This is a genomic window from Nocardioides salarius (assembly GCF_016907435.1).
GTDB lineage: Bacteria > Actinomycetota > Actinomycetes > Propionibacteriales > Nocardioidaceae > Nocardioides > Nocardioides salarius.
In genome coordinates this window covers 2,326,972-2,342,090 of the sequence record NZ_JAFBBZ010000001.1, presented here as the reverse complement: position 1 = coordinate 2,342,090, position 15,119 = coordinate 2,326,972, and the positions used below count along the sequence as shown (strand labels likewise).

The 15,119-nt window shown below is 73.8% G+C and carries 11 protein-coding genes; 3 read left to right on the top strand and 8 right to left on the bottom strand.

Features of this window, described 5'->3' with window-relative positions:
* The first annotated feature begins 7 nt into the window (after nucleotides 1–7).
* Nucleotides 8–877, top strand: coding sequence for an acyl-CoA thioesterase domain-containing protein (locus tag JOE61_RS11205; RefSeq protein WP_193669525.1), 870 nt, complete (start codon nucleotides 8–10; stop codon nucleotides 875–877).
* A gap of 18 nt (nucleotides 878–895) precedes the next feature.
* On the opposite strand, the gene zwf is transcribed toward JOE61_RS11205, so the two are convergent.
* From zwf to JOE61_RS11170, 7 genes are all read right to left on the bottom strand, one after another.
* Complete coding sequence (gene zwf, locus JOE61_RS11200; protein ID WP_193669524.1) at nucleotides 896–2,347, bottom strand: glucose-6-phosphate dehydrogenase; 1,452 nt, start codon at nucleotides 2,345–2,347, stop codon at nucleotides 896–898.
* A 24-nt stretch (nucleotides 2,348–2,371) separates the two neighbouring features.
* The gene (locus JOE61_RS11195; protein ID WP_193669523.1) at nucleotides 2,372–3,631 is read right to left on the bottom strand and encodes an anthranilate synthase component I family protein; all 1,260 of its coding nucleotides are present in this window, start codon (nucleotides 3,629–3,631) and stop codon (nucleotides 2,372–2,374) included.
* Nucleotides 3,628–4,221, bottom strand: coding sequence for an anthranilate synthase component II (locus JOE61_RS11190; protein ID WP_307822949.1), 594 nt, complete (start codon nucleotides 4,219–4,221; stop codon nucleotides 3,628–3,630). Before JOE61_RS11190 ends, JOE61_RS11195 begins: the two co-directional genes overlap by 4 nt.
* Before the next feature lie 145 nt (nucleotides 4,222–4,366).
* Complete coding sequence (locus JOE61_RS11185; RefSeq protein ID WP_193669521.1) at nucleotides 4,367–6,280, bottom strand: anthranilate synthase family protein; 1,914 nt, start codon at nucleotides 6,278–6,280, stop codon at nucleotides 4,367–4,369.
* Between the two features lie 17 nt (nucleotides 6,281–6,297).
* Nucleotides 6,298–8,517, bottom strand: a complete 2,220-nt coding sequence (locus tag JOE61_RS11180) for a HelD family protein (RefSeq protein ID WP_193669632.1) — start codon at nucleotides 8,515–8,517, stop codon at nucleotides 6,298–6,300.
* Nucleotides 8,518–8,601: 84 nt separating this feature from the next.
* Nucleotides 8,602–9,933 (bottom strand): hypothetical protein, encoded by a 1,332-nt coding sequence (locus JOE61_RS11175; RefSeq protein ID WP_193669520.1) that lies wholly within the window; start codon nucleotides 9,931–9,933, stop codon nucleotides 8,602–8,604.
* The gene (locus JOE61_RS11170) at nucleotides 9,930–10,466 is read right to left on the bottom strand and encodes a SigE family RNA polymerase sigma factor (RefSeq protein WP_307822948.1); all 537 of its coding nucleotides are present in this window, start codon (nucleotides 10,464–10,466) and stop codon (nucleotides 9,930–9,932) included. Before JOE61_RS11170 ends, JOE61_RS11175 begins: the two co-directional genes overlap by 4 nt.
* 174 nt (nucleotides 10,467–10,640) lie before the next feature.
* Between JOE61_RS11170 and JOE61_RS11165 the strand changes: the two genes are divergently transcribed.
* Together JOE61_RS11165 and JOE61_RS11160 are read left to right on the top strand one after the other, a co-directional pair.
* The gene (locus JOE61_RS11165; protein ID WP_193669518.1) at nucleotides 10,641–12,212 is read left to right on the top strand and encodes a sulfatase family protein; all 1,572 of its coding nucleotides are present in this window, start codon (nucleotides 10,641–10,643) and stop codon (nucleotides 12,210–12,212) included.
* On the top strand, nucleotides 12,212–14,302 hold the full coding sequence (locus JOE61_RS11160; protein WP_193669517.1) for an acyltransferase family protein: 2,091 nt from the start codon (nucleotides 12,212–12,214) through the stop codon (nucleotides 14,300–14,302). The genes JOE61_RS11165 and JOE61_RS11160 overlap by 1 nt, the downstream gene beginning before the upstream one ends.
* A 2-nt stretch (nucleotides 14,303–14,304) precedes the next feature.
* Here JOE61_RS11160 and JOE61_RS11155 read toward each other — a convergent pair whose 3' ends face one another.
* Nucleotides 14,305–15,075 (bottom strand): enoyl-CoA hydratase family protein, encoded by a 771-nt coding sequence (locus JOE61_RS11155; protein ID WP_193669516.1) that lies wholly within the window; start codon nucleotides 15,073–15,075, stop codon nucleotides 14,305–14,307.
* Nucleotides 15,076–15,119: the final 44 nt, after the last annotated feature.

Sequence of the window (15,119 nt, the reverse complement as noted above, 5' to 3'; positions counted from 1 at the left end):
CTCGCACGTGGACCTCTCCTTCTTCACCAGCGACGGCGACACCCTCGTGCCGACCCCCATGGCCCTGAGCAGCTGGTCGGACGACCAGCTGCACGGGGTCGCCGTCAGCGGCGCGCTGGGCCGCGCCGCCGAGCGGGCCGTCGCCGACCTCGGCCGCGCCGAGCTGGTGCCGGTGCGCCTGAGCGTCGACCTCTTCCGCGCCACCCGGATGCGTCCCTGCCGGCTCGAGACCACCGTGGTGCGCGAGGGCCCGCGGCTGTGCCTGGTCGACGTGCACCTGCGCCAGGACGTGGACGGAGAGGGCGGCGGCGATGGCGATGGCGATGGGGAGCAGGTCACCACCGCCCGGGCCTCGGCGCTGTTCCTGCGCACCGGCGAGGCCCCGACCGGCGAGGTGTGGATGCCCCAGGACGCGCCGCAGCCGCCGCCGCTCGAGGTCGCCCCGGTCTCCGACGAGCCGCACGTGCCCTACCTGCGCAGCGACGCCGACTGGTCGCAGAACTTCCGCGAGCACCAGAACGCCGGGCGCAAGACCACCTGGAGCACCCCGCCCGCGATCGTCTCGGGCGAGCCGCTGACCGGCTTCCAGGCGGCCGCCGCGATGGCCGACGGCACCAGCCTGACCAGCAACTGGGGCAGCCGCGGGGTCGAGCACATCAACGCCGACATCACCCTGACCCTGGCGCGTCGCCCCGTCGGCGTCACCGTGGGGCTCGAGGCCAGCGACCGGGTCGAGCACGACGGCATCGCCGTGGGCACCGCGACCATCTTCGACCGCGAGGGCCGCCTGGGCACCACGGTGGTCACCGCGATGACCAACACCCGCCGCTCGGTCGACCTGGGCTCCGACGAGCGGGCCCGCGGCGACGACGTCTGAGGTCGCCCGGCCGGGGGCTCAGGCCTCGGGCAGGGTGGTGCCGGTGTCGCGCCACTCGCGCTCGAAGGGCAGCCGCCAGGCGCGCGGCGCGATCAGCTGGTGGATCGCGTTGGGCCCCCACGAGCCGGGCGGGTAGCTGCGCACCGGCGGCGGGTCCTCGAGCAGCGGCGTCGACTTCGCCCACAGCTCCTCGATGCCCTCCGAGGTGGTGAACAGGGTGTGGTCGCCGCGCATCGCGTCGTGGATCAGCCGCTCGTAGGCCTCCAGCACCAGCCCCGAGGCGGGGGTGTCGTGGGTGGCGAACTGCATCGAGAGCTTGTCGAGCTTCATCCCCGGGCCCGGCCGCTTGCCGTAGAAGGACAGCGACATCCGCGACTGGTCGGCCAGGTCGAAGGTCAGGTGGTCGGGGCCGTGGGTGCCGACCCCGGAGCCGGCCGGGAACATCGTCAGCGGCGGCTCCTTGAAGGCGATCGAGATGATCCGGGCGCTGTCGGCGAGCTTCTTGCCGGTGCGCAGGTAGAACGGCACGCCCGCCCAGCGCCAGTTGTCGATCTCGACCCGCAGCGCCACGAACGTCTCGGTCTCGGAGTCGTCGGCGACCTCCTCCTTGCCGCGGTAGCCGGCGTACTGCCCGCGCACCACGTGGTGCGGCTCGATCGGCTTCATCGACCGGAAGACCTTCAGCTTCTCGTCGCTGATCGGGTCGGGCGTCAGCGACGTGGGCGGCTCCATGGCCATGAAGGTCAGCACCTGCATCAGGTGGGTGACCACCATGTCGCGGTAGGCGCCGGTCGCCTCGTAGAAGGACGTGCGGCCCTCGAGCCCGAGGGTCTCGGGCACGTCGATCTGCACGTGGTCGATGAAGTTGCGGTTCCAGATCGGCTCGAAGAGGCCGTTGGCGAAGCGGAAGGCCAGGATGTTCTGGGCGGCCTCCTTGCCCAGGAAGTGGTCGATGCGGAAGACCTGCGACTCGTCGAAGACCTCGTGCACGCGGGCGTTGAGCGCCTTCGCGGACTCCAGGTCGGTGCCGAAGGGCTTCTCCATCACCACCCGCGAGCGCTCCACCAGGTCGCACTCGTCGAGCTGGTGCAGCACGTCGAGCGCCGCGCTGGGCGGCACCGACAGGTAGTGCAGGCGGCGCTTGTCGTGGATGTCGCCGGGCAGCTGGGTCTCGGCGCGGTAGACCTCGTCGCGCAGCGCCTCGGAGCCGGCGGCCTGCGAGACGTAGCTGAGCATCGCCGCGAAGGAGTGCCAGGTCTCGGAGTCGAAGTCGTCCTTGGCGAACTCCTGGCACGACGTGCGCGCCAGCGCCACGAACTCCTCGTCGGTCAGGTCCTCCAGCGAGGTGCCCACGATCTTGGCGTCGCGCAGCAGGTCGGCCTGGTAGAGGTGCAGCAGCCCCGGGAGGAGCTTGCGCCGGGCCAGGTCCCCGGTCGCGCCGAACAGGACGACGACGTGCGGCTTCTCCATGGCCCCGAGGCTAACGGTCCCTTGTTACGCCTCGAAGACGGCCAGCAACCGGTCGGCCTTCAACCGGGCCTCGGCCCACTCGGCCCCGACGTCGGAGAGCACCGTCACGCCGCCACCGGTGCCCAGGCGCCAGGTGCCGTCGCCGCGGGTGCTCAACGCCCGGATCACCACCCCGAGGTCGGCGCGCCCGTCGGCGCTGACCCAGCCGAAGGCACCGGCGTACGCACCGCGGGGCGTGGCCTCGACGGCGTCGACCACCTGCATCGTGCGCAGCTTGGGCGCCCCGGTCATCGACCCCGCGGGGAAGAGCGAGCGCAGCGCGCCGACCGTGCTCACGTCGGCGCGCAGGCGACCCGAGACGACGCTGACCAGCTGGTGCACGCTGGCGTAGGTCTCGACCTCCATCAACGCCGGCACCCGCACCGAGCCCGGCTCGCAGACGCCGGCCACGTCGTTGCGCAGCAGGTCGACGACCATCAGGTTCTCGGCGCGCTGCTTGGGGTCGCGGGCCAGGTCGTCGCGCAGCGCCTCGTCACTCGCCGCGTCGGCGCCACGGGGCGCGGTGCCCTTGATCGGCTTGGTCTCCAGCACCCGGTCGGCCCCCACCAGGGCGTAGCGCTCGGGGCTGCTGCTCAGCAGCCACCCCCGCGCGCCCGCCACGTCGTGCTGCAGGAAGCCGGCGTACGGCGCCGGGTTGAGCGTGCGCAGCCGCAGGTAGGCCGAGACCGGGTCGAGGTCGGAGGCCACCTCCTGGCGCAGGGTCAGGTTCACCTCGTAGGTGTCGCCCGCCCGGAGCCGCTCCTGCACCTGGGCGAACGCCTCGCGGTAGGCCGCGGACACAGGCCGAGGAGGATGTGCGGCAGCCTTCTCGAGACCGCCGCGCGAGCCGCCCGCTCCCTCGGAGTGCTCGAAGAACCGCACGTGGCGGGGGCGCATCCACACCGCGTCGGGCAGGTCGGTCGAGGGTCGGGCGGGCAGGTCGGGGCGGCTGGCGTAGCCGAGGTAGCCGAACCACTGGTCGAGCGGCGACCCGGCGCCCAGCTCGGCCTCGAGCACCGTGAACACGTCGTCGCCGACCACCTCGGCGCGCCCACCGGCGTGGCGGGTCACCTCGCGGCGCGTCGCGTCGTAGCTCAGCGAGACGTCGTCGGGCTCGAGCCAGCCGAGGATCGAACGGCGCCCCGACCACTCCCGGGCGCCGCCGCCGTCGAGCCAGAAGCAGCGCTCGTACGCCGCTGCCGTCCGCTCGAAGAGCGCCACGGGGTCGGTGGCCGGGTCGCTCACGCGGCCCCCCGCAGGAACGAGCCGACCAGCGCGGCGCCGTGGCGCGAGAGCACCGACTCGGGGTGGAACTGCACGCCCTCGAGCGGCAGGTCGCGGTGGCGCACCCCCATCACCACGGGCGGGTCGCCGGGACCGGCGCCGGCGCAGGTGGCGCTGACCTCGAGGCAGTCGGGCACCCGCAGCGCGGCCAGGGAGTGGTAGCGCACCACGTCGAAGCCCTGCGGCAGCCCGGCGAACACCCCGCGCCCGTCGTGGTCGAGGGCCGAGACCGTGCCGTGGGCCGGGGGCACCCGCCCGACCAGGCCGCCGTACACCGTGACCAGGCCCTGCATGCCCAGGCAGACGCCGAGCACCGGCCGGGTGGCGCGACGCAGCACCTCGACGCCCACCGCGAAGTCGCGCGGCTCGTCGGGGCGCCCGGGGCCCGGCGAGAGCACCACGTGGCTGTGCCGGAGCACGTCGTCGGGGTCGATCTCGTCGTGCTGGACCACCCGCGGCACCCGCCCGGTCACCTCGGCCAGCAGGTGCACCAGGTTCTGGGTGTAGGAGTCGTGGTGGTCGACCACGACCACGTCGGGCACGGCCGTCACGGCGACGGCTCGCCCCGGAGGTGCGACACCCACAAATGCGACAAGCCCGATGGAGCTGGGGGGCAGTCTCCATCGGGCTTCGACGCGCAGTGCGTGTCGAGAGACAACCATACAGGTCCCCTCCCGGCGGGCATCCTCCGATCGGTCATCCCTCGGTGACCAGAAGGTCACGCACCAGCGTGTGCAGCAGGTCGAAGCCGTTCTGGGTCAGGATCGACTCGGCGTGGAACTGGATGCCGCGGTAGTGCGGGCCGCGCAGCGCGTGCACGTCGCCGGTGTCGGGGTCGGTGTCGACCTCGACGCCCGCGGGCAGCGCGCCTGCGTCGCCGACCCGGCCCACGAAGGTGTTGTAGAAGCCGACCCGCTCGGTGCGCCCGGCGAGGCGCACCGGCGACTGGGTGCCCTGGAAGACGATGTCCTTGTAGGCCAGCGGCAGCCCCAGCTGGTGGCACAGCGCCTGGTGGCCCAGGCACACCGCCAGGAAGGGCTGCTGGCTCTCGAGCAGCGCCGCCACCGCCGCGCGCAGGTTCTGCATCTTGGGGTCGGTGTCGTCGCGGGGGTCGCCGGGCCCGGGCCCGACGATCACCAGGTCGTGGCCGTCGAGGCAGCCGGGCACGTAGTCCTCGTGGCGCACCACGGTGCTGCTCAGCCCGATCACGCCCATCACGTGGCGCAGCATGTTCACGAAGTCGTCCTCGCCGTCGAGGATCACCACGCTGCGCCCGGCCAGGCGCGGGTCGGGGTCCTCGTCGCCCTGGTCGGTCAGCCAGAACGACGACAACCGGCGGTTGCGGGCGTTGAGGGCGATCAGCACGTCCTCGTCGGCGGCCAGCTCGGCGACCGGGACCGTCGGCACCGGCGCGGGCGGCACCAGCCCGAAGGCGCTGAGGATGCCCCCGGCCTTGGCGTGCGTCTCGGCCACCTCGTAGGCGGCGTCGGAGTCGCGCACCAGCGTGGCGCCGGCGGTGACCTTGAGGTTGCCCTCGAGGTCGACGTCGGCGCTGCGGATCACGATCGGGCTGTCCACGACCGGTCCGCCGCGCTCGTCGCGGCCCAGGATCGCGAGCGCGGCGCCGTAGTAGCCGCGGCCCTCCGACTCGTAGGCCTTGATCAGCCGGCAGGCGTTCTCGACCGGGCTGCCGGTGACGGTGGCGGCGTACATCGTGTCGCGCAGCACCTCGCGCGGGTCGCGGTCGGTGCGCCCGGCCAGGAGGTACTCGGTGTGCACCAGGTGCGTCATCGGCTTGAGGAACGGCCCGAGCACCTGCCCGCCCTCGTGGCAGATGTCGCACATCATCTTCAGCTCCTCGTCGACGACCATGAAGAGCTCGTAGATCTCCTTCTCGTCGCGCAGGAACTCCAGCAGCGAGGCCTTCACGTCGCCCTCGCGCGGGATCCGGAAGGTGCCCGAGATCGGGTTCATCCGCACGTCGCCGTCGTGGATCGAGACGTGCCGCTCGGGGCTGGCGCCGATGAGGAAGCGGTCGCCGGTGAAGAAGACGTAGGTCCAGTAGGCGCCGCGCTCGCGCTCGAGCAGCCGCTTGAAGACGCTCAGCGCCGTCGCGGTGCCCCAGTCGGCGACCTTCGCGCGGTAGTGGCGTCCGACGACGAGGTTGGCGCCCTCGCCCTGCCCGATCTCGTCGCGGATGATCGTGTCGACGACCTTCGCGTACGCCGCGTCGTCGGTCTCGAACCCGCCGCGGTCGGTGAACTCGACCTCGGTGTCGTCGATCGCCTCGACCACCTCGGCGACCGAGAACTCCAGCTCGGTCTCGACGTCGACGACGACCAGCGGGGTGCCGTCGTCGTGGGTCTCGAAGCCGCGCTCGGCGACCTGGCGGAACGGGATCGCCAGCAGCCGGTCGGCGATGTGGCCGTCGGCCGGCGCGCCCTCCTCGAGCGGCACGTCGAGCAGCGACTCGACGACGCTGCGCCGCCCGCCCACCAGCCCGACGGTGTCCTTGTCGCCGGCCCGGGTCGAGCGCCGGATGATCGCCCACGCCTCGTGCCCCTGGATCGCCTCGATCGCGGCGCGGGCGTCAGGCATGGCCTCAGTCATGCCCCGCAGCCTACGGCTCAGGAGACGGTCGTCAGGAGCTGCGTCGCGCGCGTGAGCACGACGTAGAGCGTGGCCCGCCCGGTCTGGGACTCGTCCTCGATCTCCTGGGGCCGCACCACCACGATGCCGTCGAACTCCAGGCCCTTGGTGTCGAGACCGGTGAGCACCACGACGCGGTCCTCGCCCGACGGCGTGACCGAGGAGTCGATGGCCGCGCGGGCGCCCTTCGCGTCGTCGGCGAGCTCGGGCCACGACGCCAGCCAGGCGTTGACCTCGGAGCGCCGTGCGGCAGGGACGACGACGCCGACGGTGCCGGCCACCCGGCCGGCCAGGTCGACGACGGCCTCGCGCACGGCTGCCTCGAGGTCGGGGGCGTCCTCGACGACCCGCGGCTCCACGCCGGTCGAGCGCACCGCGGTCGGCAGGTCGGCGTCGAGGCCGACCCGCTCGGCGTACGCCGCGGCGTGGGCGTAGATCTCGGAGGAGTTGCGGTAGTTGGTGGAGAGGTGGAACTCGTGCAGCGCCTTGCCCTCGGTGGCCTCGGCGCGCGCGGCGGCCGCCTCGTCGGGCACCGGCCACGACGACTGCGCCGGGTCGCCGACGATGGTCCACGACGCGGTGCGGCCGCGGCGCCCGACCATCCGCCACTGCATCGGCGTGAGGTCCTGCGCCTCGTCGATGAGCACGTGCGCGAACGGGTCGTCGTCGATCTTGTGCGTCGGCGGCGCCCAGGCGCGCCCCGAGGGGGCGTACTCGCGGTCGGCCGCGGTCATCAGCTCGGCCACGTCGTGCCCGCCCTCGAGCAGCGAGGTGTCGGCGAGCGAGGCCTCGTCGTCGGTGCGCTCGGGCACGTCGCCCAGCGCGTAGCGCAGCTCGTCGAGCAGCGGCACGTCCTGGACCGTGAGGTCCCTGCCGAGCGGGTGCTCGGGCAGGTCGGCCCACGACTTGGCCAGCACCCGCTGCTCCTCGGACGAGAGCACGCCCTCGGCGACCCGAGCCAGCACCTCGGGGTCGCGCAGCCAGGCCAGCACCGTCGGGGCGTCGAGCGGGGGCCACCAGGCGGTGACGAAGTCGAGGAACTTCTGGTCGCCCAGCAGGTCGTCGTCGAAGGAGGCACGGCCGCGCTCGCGGCCGCGCTCGCCGCGCACCTGGCGCCACAGCGCGTCGAGCAGCACACCCGGCACCCGCGGCAGCTGGCGGTTGCGACGGCCCTGCGACATCAGCTGGCGGCGGATGCGGCCCAGCAGGCCGCGGTCGAGCACCAGCACGTCGTCGCGGTAGAACACGCGGAACTCGCTCGGGCCGCCCGGCGCCTGCTGGCGCGCCAGGCGGCGCACCACCTCGGCCATCCGGGCCGCGCCCTTCACGTCGGCCACCGACGGGTCGTCGTGCCGGGTGGCGCGCACGCCGTCGACGACCTCGCCGAGCGAGCGCAGCGCCACCGCGGTCTCGCCGAGGCTGGGCAGCACCCGCTCGATGTAGCGCATGAAGACCCCGCTGGGTCCCACGATCAGCACGCCACCGGTCTCGTAGCGGCGCCGGTCGGTGTAGAGCAGGTACGCCGCGCGGTGCAGCGCCACGACGGTCTTGCCGACCCCCGGGCCGCCGGAGATCGCCACGACGCCCTTGCTGGGTGCGCGGATCGCCTGGTCCTGCTCGGCCTGGATGGTCGCCACGATCGAGTGCATGGTGCGGTCGCGGGCGCGCGAGAGCTGCGCCATCAGCGCGCCCTCGCCGATGATCGGCAGGTCGGCGCCGGTCTCCTCGAGCGCCTCGGCGTCGAGCAGCTCGTCCTCGACCCCGACGACCCGGGGGCCGTCCGAGCGCAGCACCCGGCGGCGGATCACCTGCTGGGGCGTGGCCGCCGTGGCCTGGTAGAACACCGCGGCGGCCGGGGCGCGCCAGTCGATGAGCAGCGAGTCGCGCTCGGCGTCACGCAGGCCGATGCGCCCGATGTAGCGCGGCTGCGGGTCGAGGCCGGGGTGCAGGTCGAGCCGCCCGAAGACCAGGCCCTCGTGGGCGGCGTCGAGCTGGGCGATGCGCCGCGCGGCCTGGAAGACCATCGCGTCGCGCTCGACCAGGCCGCCCTCGTGGCCCAGCCGGCCCCGGTCGTGGCCCTCGCGGGCCAGCGCCTGGGCCGCGGCCGACGACAGCGAGAGCTGCGCGTAGACCTTGTCGACGTACGCCTGTTCGCGCGCGGTCTCCTGCGCTGCGAGATCCTCGGTCAACGCCCGCATCCCCTTCACCGTGCTGCTCCTCGTGCAAGGAGGGGACTTTACCGGTCCCTGCCAGGGGACGGCACGCCGACGCCCCTGCGCGGCTCAGGCCACGGGGCGGTAGAGCAGGATCGACCCCTCGAACGGGCGACCGCGGTCCTCGTAGAGGCGCACCTCGTAGGTGTCGCCTGCCAGCAGCTGACCGGCGATGCTGCTGCCGCCGCGCGGCGAGCCGACGAGGTCCGAGGTCAGCCCGACCCCGCCACCGCGGACCGGCTCCGCCTCGAGCCCGGCGATGCCGCCGTCGAAGGCGAACCCGACCAGCACCGGCTCCGCGTCGGCCTCGATGCGACGGGTGAACGGCTCGCCGTCCTCGGTGGCCGTCAGCGCGCCCTCGAGCTCCCAGAGCCGGCCGTCGCGCTCGACGACCCGGTCGACCGAGGTGCCCGCCACGGTGGTGGTCGCGGGCTCGGGGTAGGCCCCGATCCCGATCACGGCAGTCGGGTCGTCGACCTCGGGGCCGTCCGCGCCGCGGGTCAGGTAGGCCCGCAGGGTGTGCTCGCCGCGGGCGAGACCACGCTCCTGCGAGGTCCACCCGCCGGGCAGGTCCGCCATGCCCTCGTCGTCGCAGGATCCTCGCGAGTAGGCGGGGCGCCCGTCCAGATCGACGCTGAGCCACAGGCCCCTCGTCGCGGCCGTGCAGAACGTTGCCACCCGCACCACCTGCCTCTGGTCCAGGTCGAGTCGCACGGTCAGCTGCGACGGATCGGCGCCGTCGACTCCCGAGAAGCCCGCCGCCAGCAGCTCCTCGCCGAACGCGGAGGGTCGGAAGAGCGCCACGTCGTCCGGGCCGACCACCGCCCCCGACCCTGGGCCGGTCTGGTCGTAGACGGCCAGGCCCACCTCGGCGTCGGGCCCCAGCCCGTCGAGCACCACCCTCAGTCCACCGGTGCCCGGGTAGACCGGGACCGGCGGCTGCACCGAGCCCGAGCCCAGGACCCTCGCCACTCCCCTGCGGTGGTCGAGGAGCGTCGCCGACCCGCCGTCGAGGTCGGAGGCCGCCAGCGACACGACCCGCAGCTCCTCGCTCGGCTCGAGCGCGACCCGCACGGTGCGCTCGCCGGTCCCGACGGTGACCTCGTCGCTCAGCTCGTACCCGCGACCCAGCACCGAGACGGTGGCCGGCACCGCCTGCCCACCGACGGTGCGCGGCCCCTCGGCGGGCTCGGGGCCATCGCCCCCGACGGGGTCGAGGGTGGCCAGGCCGACCCCGGCGGCGAGCACCACCGCGGCCAGCGCCCCGGCCGTCGCGCGCCGCCGGCGGCGCAGGCCGCGCACCCGCTCGTGCACGGCCACCACACGGGGCGAGGCGCCGGGGTCGTCGACCGCCCGGGCCCGGTCCTCGAGGGTGCTGCGCAGGTCGTCGACGGTGCTCATGAGCGGTCCTCGGTCTCGGTGCGGGAGCTGGTCGTGGGGACGGGCGCCAGGGACGGGTCGATGCGCAGCTTGGCGAACGCCTTCGACGCCTGGCTCTTGACGGTGCCGACCGAGCAGCCGAGCACCTGGGCGGTCTGGGCCTCGGTGAGGTCCTCGAAGTAGCGCAGCACCACCACGGCCCGCTGGCGCCGCGGCAGCCGCTCCATCGCGCTCCACAGGTCGTGGCGCTGCCCGGCCGCCTCGGTCGGGTCGGGCGACCCGCCGGCCTCGGGCAGCTCGTCGGTGGGGTGCTCGCCGTTCCAGCGCCGGCGCCACCACGTCGCGTAGGTGGTGACCAGGATCCGGCGCACGTAGGCCTCGTGCTGGTCGATGCGGTCCCAGGCGAACCAGGCCTTGGCCAGCGCGGTCTGCAGCAGGTCCTCGGCCAGGGCGTGGTCGTGGGTGAGCAGGTACGCCGTGCGCAGCAGGCCGGAGGAGCGGGCCAGCACGAACTCGTCGAAGGCGACCTGCGCGTCGCCCGGCCGTGGTGCCACGGATCCTCCTGGGCGGGACGGGCCCGAGCGCGTCCCGGTGGTGGTGGTCATGTCCTGGTGGACCACCCGAGGATGACGGATGGTTGCCTGCGGGCCGCGATATCGTCAGTTCGCCCGTGCCCCGGGGACGTCGGTAGGTTGGGGGGACACCCGCCCCCGATCCCGAGGTCTGGCGTGCCTTCGCTCATCCCGCCGCGCCTGCCGCGGCCCCTGCTGGCCGCACTGACGGCGTTCGTCGTGCTGCTCACGATCGCGGCCGTCGCCGACATCCGCACCGACCCGCCGCCGCCGGGGAGCACCGGCGCGCAGGAGGCCCCCGGCTTCCTGACCCGGGAGCGGCCCAACATCGTCCTGGTCTCGAGCGACGACCAGCGCCTCGACGAGATGCAGTTCCTGCCCGAGGTCGAGCGGCTGATCGGCGACGAGGGCGTCACCTTCGACAACGCGCTGACCCCGCACCCGCTGTGCTGCCCCGCGCGCGCCGAGCTGATGACCGGCCAGCTGGCCCAGAACAACGGGGTGCGCGGGAACTTCCCGCCACAGGGCGGCTACGACGCCTTCGACGAGAGCCAGCACGTCGGCGTCTGGTTGCAGGAGGCCGGCTACCGCACGGCCTTCCTGGGCAAGATGCTCAACGGCTACTCCCACCAGGACGGCCGCGACCCCGGCTGGGACATCTTCAACGCCACCAGCCACGGCTACGCCGACTACTACGACTTCAAGCAATTCGACGGCGACGAGGTCGTCGGCGTCGAGGGCTACTACACCGACTACGTCGGCGACAAGGCCGTCGAGTACGTCGACGAGCTCAGCCAGGGCGACGAGCCCTTCTTCATGTGGGTCAGCCACTTCGCCCCGCACCCCTCGCGCCGCCGCAGCACCTGCGAGCAGGACACCTGCGGGCTCGAGCCGCCGCGCTCCTCGCCCACCTACCTCGCCGAGCAGGAGCGCACCGGCAAGACCCCGCACCAGGACGCCGCCGACGAGCTGGCCCGCTCGGTGACCCGCTCGCCCGCCTTCAACGAGGACGACCTCTCCGACAAGCAGGCCCTGGTGCGCCGGCAGCCGAAGATGTCGGAGCAGACGGTCGTGCGCTCGGCCCGCGGGCGCGCCAGCGCGCTGGCCAGCCTCGACGACACCATCGGCCCGCTCGTCGAGGAGCTGCGCGCCCAGGGCGAGCTCGACAACACCTACCTGGTCTTCATCACCGACAACGGCTTCCAGCTCGGCGAGCACCGCTGGTTCGGCAAGATCCTGCCCTACGAGGAGAGCGTGCGGACCCCGATGCTGGTGCGCGGGCCCGGCATCGAGCCCGGCACCCGCACCGATGCCACCGCGACCATCGTCGACCTGGTGCCGACCTTCCTCGACATCGCCGGTGCGACGCCGAGCCTGCTGACCGACGGCACCTCGCTGCTCGACCTGTGGCAGGGCCTCCAGCGCGAGGAGCTCTACCCCGGAGGCGTGCTGCTGCAGGGTGGCCCCTACAAGCCGGAGACGGGCAAGACCGGCTGGCTCTACCGCGGGCTGCGCACCGACCGCTACACCTACGCCCGCTTCCACGACGGCTTCGTCGAGCTCTACGACCGCGACCGTGACCCGGGCCAGGTGCAGTCGGTCGCCGGGCACGAGCGCTACGCCGCGGTCGAGGCCGAGCTGGCGCGCCGCACCGAGATCCTGTCGGGCTGCCGCGGGGCGGAGGAGTGCCACCAGGACTTCGGCCCGCTGCCGGAGCCGGGGCGGTAGTGCCCGGCGCGACGCGGTCGCGACCGCACCGCCGCGACATCCAGGGCCTGCGCGCCGTGGCGGTGGGCCTGGTCGTCCTCGACCACGCCGGCTGGCTGCCCGGCGGCTTCCTGGGCGTCGACGTCTTCTTCGTGCTCTCGGGCTTCCTGATCACCGGGCTGCTGCTGGCCGAGCTGGAGCGCAGCGGCACGATCTCGCTGCGCGACTTCTACGCCCGCCGGGCGCGGCGCATCCTGCCCGCCGCCACCCTGGTGGCGCTGGCCACGCTGCTCGGCTCGGTGCTGGTGCTCGGCGACGTGCGCACCGCCGAGGTCACCCGCGACGTGGTCCTCGTGGCGCTCTTCGCGATCAACTGGGACCTGGCCGCGCAGGGCGCCGACTACTTCGCGCAGGGCGCCGACCAGTCGCCCTTCCAGCACTACTGGTCGCTGGCCGTCGAGGAGCAGTTCTACCTGGGCTGGCCGCTGCTGGTGCTCGGCGCCGCCCTGCTGGCGACCCGGCTGCGCGGTCGCGGCGTACGCCGCTCGCCCGCGCTGGGGCTGCTGGTCACGGCGGTCGTCGCGATCTCGCTCGCGTGGTCGGTGAGCCTGACCGCGAGCACGCCCGAGGCCGCCTACTTCACCACCACCACCCGGGTCTGGGAGCTGGGCGCCGGGGCCGGTCTCGCGCTGCTGGTGCCGCGCCTGGCGGCACTGCCCGCCGGCCTGCGCACCGCAGCCGGCTGGGTCGGCCTCGCCGGGCTGGGCCTGTCGCTGTGGGTGATCGACGACACGAGCGCCTTCCCCGGCGCGGTCGCCCTGCTCCCGGTCGCGGCCACCTGCCTGCTGGTGGCCGCGGGCACGCCGGGTCCTGAAGCGGGTCCCGGCAGGATCGCGGCGGGCCGGCTGCTGGGGGTGGCCCCGCTGCAGTGGCTCGGGGACCGCTCCTACTCGCTCTACCTGTGGCACTGGCCGGTGCTGGTGCTGGCCGAGGCCCGGCTGGGCCGCGAGCCGACCCTCCTCGAGCTCGTCGGCGCGATCGGGCTCGCGGTGCTCGCCACGATGCTGACCCACACCCTGGTCGAGGTGCCCTTCCACACCGGGCGGCTGCGGCCGGCGCGGCTGGTCGCCCTGGCCTGGTGGCCCGCCTCGGTGGCCGTGCTGGTCACCTCGGTGGTGGTCGTCGGCGCCAACGGGCCCGACCTCGACCAGGAGTCGGAGTACTTCGCCCGCGTGGAGCGCGCCGAGCGGGCCTCGGGCAAGGACTTCCCCACCGCGACCCGCCAGCCGCGCCGCGACCTGCGCGAGGCCCTCGAGCGGTCCGACGAGCCGGTCGCCGACGAGCTGGAGCCGCCGCTCTCCGAGCTGCGCGGCGACACCTTCCACCGCACGGTCGACAACCGCTGCTACGCCCGCAGCTCCGACCAGACCTCCCACGACGTGTGCACGGTCGGCGCGCGCGACGGCCAGGACCTCGACGACGTCGTGGTCATCGGCGACTCGCACGCCGGGATGTTCCTGCCGGCCTTCGACCAGATCGGCCAGGCCCGGGGCTGGCGGGTCCACCACCTGGTCAAGACCGGCTGCACGCTGGCCGACGCGCCCTCGCTGTCCCGCGAGGACTGCACCCAGTGGCGCGAGTGGGCCTTCGACGAGGTCGACGACCTCGCGCCCGACGTGGTCGTGATGTCGACGATGGCCCAGGACGACTTCGGCGAGCAGTGGGTGGCCGGGATGCGGCGCAGCGCCGAGCGGCTGCAGGCCGGCGGCGCCGACGTCGTGGTGCTCGGCGAGACGCCGTGGCTGGACCGGGAGGAGGACCTCGTGGCCTGCCTCGACACCGAGGGCGCCACCCCCGCCGACTGCGAGATGAGCCTGGACCCCGAGGTGACGCGGATCCTCGAGGCGCAGGAGGAGCTCAGCGACGAGCTGGGCCTGGGCTTCGTCGACCCGCTGCCCTGGCTGTGCCGCGAGGAGCGCTGCCCGACGGTCGTCGACGACCAGGTCGTCTACTACTTCCGGGGCCACCTCACGGTCACGTTCGTGCACCGCCTGGCCCGGGCGCTGAACCAGAAGCTGCGCACCGAGCTCGACCGGATCGCCCGCTCCTAGGCTCAGCCCCGGCCACGGGCCAGGAAGGCGGTCATCGCCGCCTTGGCCTCCTCGGAGCCGAAGAGGCGCGCCGAGAGGGCGGCCAGCTCGGGACCGCGCTCGTCGATGCGGGCCAGCAGGTCGCGGTTGAGCAGCGCCTTGGTCTCGCGCAGGCCCTGCGGCGAGCCGCTCGCCAACGAGGCGCAGACCTCCTCGACGGCCGCGTCGAGACCCTCGGCGGGCACCACCCGGGTCACCAGGCCGTGCTCGAGCGCCGCCGCGGCGTCGAAGACCTCACCGCCCAGCGCGGCCAGCGAGGCAGCCCGGCTGGTCATCCGGGGCAGCACGGTCAGCGAGATCGCGGCGGGGGCCAGCCCGAGCTTGACCTCGGTCAGGGCGAAGGTCGCACCCTCGGCGCTGACCACGACGTCGCTGGCCGCGACCAGGCCGATGCCGCCGGCGCGCACCGGGCCCTGCAGGCGGGTCACGACCGGCTTCGGGTGCGCGGCCACGGCGCGCTGGATCGCGACGATCGTGAGGGCGCCCTCCTCCATCGAGCCGCCCGCGGCCTCCGAGAGGTCAGCGCCCGAGCAGAAGACCTTGCCGGTCGCAGCGAGCAGCACGACCCGGGCCGCCTCGTCGGCGGCGGCGCGCTCGAGCGCCGCCAACAGCTCGGTGACCAGGCGCCGCGAGAGCGCGTTGCGGTTGTGCGGGGAGTCCAGGGTGACGGTGGCGACGCCGTCGGCCACCTCGTAGCGGACCAGGGGCTCGTCAGGGGTGTTCTCGTGCGACATGCGCCACATCCTGCCGCGCCCGCGCAGGCATCCGGCGCGGGGGC

Coding starts and splice junctions, on each gene's coding strand:
- zwf (WP_193669524.1), bottom strand. CDS start 2,347: ATGGAGAAGCCGCACGTCGTCGTCCTGTTCGGCGCGACCGGGGACCTG.
- JOE61_RS11185 (WP_193669521.1), bottom strand. CDS start 6,280: ATGACTGAGGCCATGCCTGACGCCCGCGCCGCGATCGAGGCGATCCAG.
- JOE61_RS11180 (WP_193669632.1), bottom strand. CDS start 8,517: ATGCGGGCGTTGACCGAGGATCTCGCAGCGCAGGAGACCGCGCGCGAA.
- JOE61_RS11175 (WP_193669520.1), bottom strand. CDS start 9,933: ATGAGCACCGTCGACGACCTGCGCAGCACCCTCGAGGACCGGGCCCGG.
- JOE61_RS11155 (WP_193669516.1), bottom strand. CDS start 15,075: ATGTCGCACGAGAACACCCCTGACGAGCCCCTGGTCCGCTACGAGGTG.